This window comes from Micromonospora sp. D75 (genome assembly GCF_018070405.1).
Classification (GTDB): Bacteria; Actinomycetota; Actinomycetes; order Mycobacteriales; family Micromonosporaceae; genus Micromonospora; species Micromonospora chalcea.
The window spans coordinates 1-3,572 of the sequence record NZ_JAGPXV010000612.1; the positions used below are offsets into that span (position 1 = coordinate 1).

The 3,572-nt window shown below is 74.8% G+C and carries 5 protein-coding genes; 4 read left to right on the top strand and 1 reads right to left on the bottom strand.

The features are described from left to right. Positions 1-216 precede the first annotated feature (216 nt). Genes KBX39_RS26445 through KBX39_RS26455 form a run of 3 tightly spaced genes read left to right on the top strand, consistent with a single transcriptional unit; the run spans position 217 to position 1,793 of the window. Positions 217-687, top strand: a complete 471-nt coding sequence (locus tag KBX39_RS26445; RefSeq protein WP_210873046.1) for an aminoacyl-tRNA deacylase — start codon at positions 217-219, stop codon at positions 685-687. A gap of 40 nt (positions 688-727) precedes the next feature. Next, complete coding sequence (locus KBX39_RS26450; RefSeq protein WP_043330617.1) at positions 728-1,012, top strand: DUF427 domain-containing protein; 285 nt, start codon at positions 728-730, stop codon at positions 1,010-1,012. A 58-nt stretch (positions 1,013-1,070) separates the two neighbouring features. Next, positions 1,071-1,793 carry an RICIN domain-containing protein gene (locus tag KBX39_RS26455; RefSeq protein ID WP_069087570.1) on the top strand — a complete coding sequence of 241 codons (723 nt, stop codon included), beginning with the start codon at positions 1,071-1,073 and terminating at the stop codon, positions 1,791-1,793. 15 nt (positions 1,794-1,808) lie between these two features. On the opposite strand, the gene KBX39_RS26460 is transcribed toward KBX39_RS26455, so the two are convergent. Further along, positions 1,809-3,107 carry an MFS transporter gene (locus tag KBX39_RS26460; RefSeq protein WP_210873048.1) on the bottom strand — a complete coding sequence of 433 codons (1,299 nt, stop codon included), beginning with the start codon at positions 3,105-3,107 and terminating at the stop codon, positions 1,809-1,811. Between the two features lie 71 nt (positions 3,108-3,178). Here KBX39_RS26460 and KBX39_RS26465 point away from each other — a divergent pair. After that, positions 3,179-3,572: DJ-1/PfpI family protein (locus tag KBX39_RS26465; RefSeq protein ID WP_247660618.1), on the top strand; the 394-nt coding region annotated here is incomplete at its 3' end.

The following is a 3,572-nucleotide window of genomic DNA, read 5'->3' on the forward strand; positions in this document are numbered from 1 at the left end:
GCGGAACGTGGCCGGACGAGGTTCGAGGTCTGCTTGGCCAGCCGTACGGGTTCCCCGGCGGGCACCGCGGCGTAGGAGCGCCGCAGCGTGTCCACCGCCCGTTCATGATCACGGACAGCGTGCATGAGATCACCTTACGCGCGGGTACGACAATTCGGGGGACGTCCACGATGGCCTCGCCGACTCACGGTCGGCGCGCGCGTTACCGTGACCGCCATGGCGAATCCCGCGCTGACCGCTCTCGACTACACCGGCCTGCCGTACCGGGTCATCCGGCACGGCCCGGTGGCGAGCCTCGCCGAGGCGGCCGCGGCGCGCGGCGTCGAGGTGCCGGACGTGGTCAAGACGATCGTGGTCCGCCGCGGCGAGGGCGACCTGCTGTTCGTGCTGACCCCCGGCGGCCGGGTGATCTCCTGGCCGAAGCTGCGCGCCCTGCTCGGTGTCAGCCGGCTGTCGATGCCGGACGCCGAGGCGGCGAAGGCCGCCACCGGGTACGCGCGCGGCACCATCACGCCGTTCGGCTCCACCACCACCTGGCCGGTGGTCGCCGACGAGCGGCTGCGCGGCCGGGAGATCACGCTCGGCGCGGGCGAGCACGGCCTCGCCGTCGCCGTCGACGCGGACTCAGCGCTGGCCACGCTCGGCGCGACTGTGGCCGACGTGACAGACGAGGAGCCGACGCGCTGAGCGGTGGCCGGTGGAGGGCCGGCGGCATAGCGTGGAGGACATGCCGAAAGCCGTCTGGAACGACCTCGTCGTCGCCGAGAGCGACGACACGGTGCTGGTCGAGGGCAACCACTACTTCCCCCGTACGGCCCTGCGCGAGGACCTGATCCGCCCCTCCGACACCCACACGGTCTGCCCGTGGAAGGGCACCGCCTCCTACTACACGCTCGAACACGGCGGCGTGACCAGCCCGGACGCCGTCTGGTACTACAGCGACCCGAAGCCGGAGGCGGAGATGGTCCGCGACCGGGTGGCGTTCTGGAAGGACGTCCGGGTCGTCGACTGAGTCACCGTGCCGCCGGGGTGACTGGCACCCGGCGGCCCCGGTGGGTCACCATGCTCCCATGGCCGACCCGCACTCCGACCCGTCCGGCACCGTCTACGGGGCCCGCCGCGCCCGTGGCGCCCGTGGTCTCCGGCTGCCGCAGGACCCGCTGATGCGGATCGCGCTGGGCGTCGGCGTGACCGGCGTACTCCTCGGGGCCTTCTTCGCCACCGGCGTGCTCGGCGGTGGCGACGAGCGGCCGGTGGTGCCGGCGGCGGCAGTACCGACCGCGACGGCGAGCGAGCCGAGCGCGGAACCGTCGGCGGAGCCCACGCCGTCGTCTTCGCCCTCGCCGAGCGCGGCGCCGACCACCCCGGCCGCGCCGGTGGCCACGCCGAAGGTGCTCCGGGGCGTGCCGTCCGGGCGCTGCCTCGGCGTGACCGGCGACGAGGCCGAGGGCGCGCAGGCCGCGCTCGCCGACTGCACCGGCGGGCCCGAGCAGCAGTGGGTGGTCACGCCGGTCACGAACGACACCTACCTGCTGGTCAACGCCGCGAGCAGCAAGTGCCTGGACGTCAACGAGGCGAAGACCGACGACGGCACGGACGTGCAGCAGTGGTCCTGCAACGGGCAGGCCAACCAGCAGTGGCGGTTCCAGCAGGCCGGCGACGGCGTGGCGCTGCTGGTCGCCGTGCACAGCGGCAAGTGCGCGCAGGTCGACGACGCGGGCACCGAGCCCGGCCGTGAGCTGGAGCAGGCGCCGTGCAGCGGCGCTCCGGAGCAGCAGTGGGCGGTCGGCTGACCGGCAGCGCGGGCGTCAACCCCGGTAGCTCCAGGCCCGCCGGCCCGCGACCACCGGGAGCGCGAACGCCGGTTCGTCGGCGGGACGGCGGCGCAGCAGCAGCGACAGCCCGGCCGCGCCGACCGACAGCGCGCCCGCCACGTACCAGGCCATCGCGTAGTCGCCGAGCCGATCCCGGACCAGGCCCGCGCCGGTGGCCGCGAGCGCGGCCCCGAACTGGTGCGCGGCGAACACCCAGCCGAACACCACCGCCCCGGACGCGCCGAACCACTCCCGGCACAGCGCCACAGTGGGCGGCACCGTGGCCACCCAGTCCAGCCCGTAGAAGACGATGAAGACCAGCATGCTTGGCCGGGCCGACCCGGCGAACAGGCTCGGCAGCACCAGCAGCGACGCCCCGCGCAACGCGTAGTAGGCGCCGAGCAGCAGCCGCGCATCGACCCGGTCGGTGAGCCAGCCGGAGGCGATCGAACCGGCGATGTCGAAGAGCCCGACCAGGGCGAGCAGCCCGGCCGCTGTGGTCTCCGGCATGCCGTGGTCGTGCGCGGCCGGCACGAAGTGCGTACCCACCAGGCCGTTCGTGGTCGCGCCGCAGATCGCGAAACCGCCGGCGAGCAGCCAGAACGGCCGCGTCCGCGCGGCGGCGGCGAGCGCGCCGACCGCCCGGGCCGCCGCGCCGCCCTCCGGCCGGGCCGGCGGCACGACCTCCGTCGCGCCGTAGGCGGGCCGCCCCAGATCCGCCGGGTGCTCGCGCAACAACCACACCACAAGGGGTACGACCGCCAGCGCGGCCCCGGCCACGACGAGTGCCGCCGTGCGCCAGCCGTGGTCGCGCACCAGCACCGCCAACAGCGGGAGGAAGACCAGCTGCCCGGCCGCCCCACCCGCGGTGAGCACACCCGTCACCAGGCCCCGGCGCTTGACGAACCAGCGCCCGGTCACCGTCGCCACGAACGCCAGGGCCATCGAGCCGGTGCCCAGCCCGACGAGGACGCCCCAGCACAGGATGAGCTGCCAGCTCTCGGTCATCGCCACGGTCAGGCCACTTCCGGCGGCCACCAGCTCCTGCGCGCCGGCCACCACCCGGCGGATGCCGAACCGGTCCATCAGCGCGGCGGCGAACGGCGCGGTGAGCCCGTACAGCAGCAGGTTGACCGAGACGGCGGCGGAGATGGTCGCCAGCGGCCAGCCGAACTCGGCGTGCAGCGGGTGCAGCAGCACGCCGGGGGTGGCCCGGAAACCGGCCGCGCCGACGAGCGCGACGAAGGCGACGGCGGCGACGAGCCAGGCCGGGTGCAGGCGGGATCGGTTCACCAGCCGAGTCTCGGACCGGGGTGGCCTCGCCGACGAGTGGCCGGAAAGCCATCGTGCGCAATAATCGGGCCATGTCCGTACCGCACCGGGTCGCAGTCCTCGCCCTCGACGGCGTGGTGGCACTCGACCTCGGCACCCCCGCCCAGGTCTTCGGCGCCGCCCGCACCGACGGCGGCGTCCCCCTGTACCTCGTCGCCACGTGCACCCCCGGCGGGCAGCCGGTACGCAGCAGCGCCGGCTTCCAGGTGCTCCCCGACCACGGCCTGGAACTCCTCGACACCGCCGACACCGTGATCGTCCCCGGCATCCACGCCGGCGCGCCACTGCTCGACGGCACGGTGGCCGCCGAGGTGGCCGACGCGCTGCGCGCCGCGTACACCCGGGGAGCGCGCGTCATGTCCATCTGCACCGGCGCGTTCGTGCTGGCCGCCGCCGGTCTGCTCGACGGCCGCCCGGCCACCACCC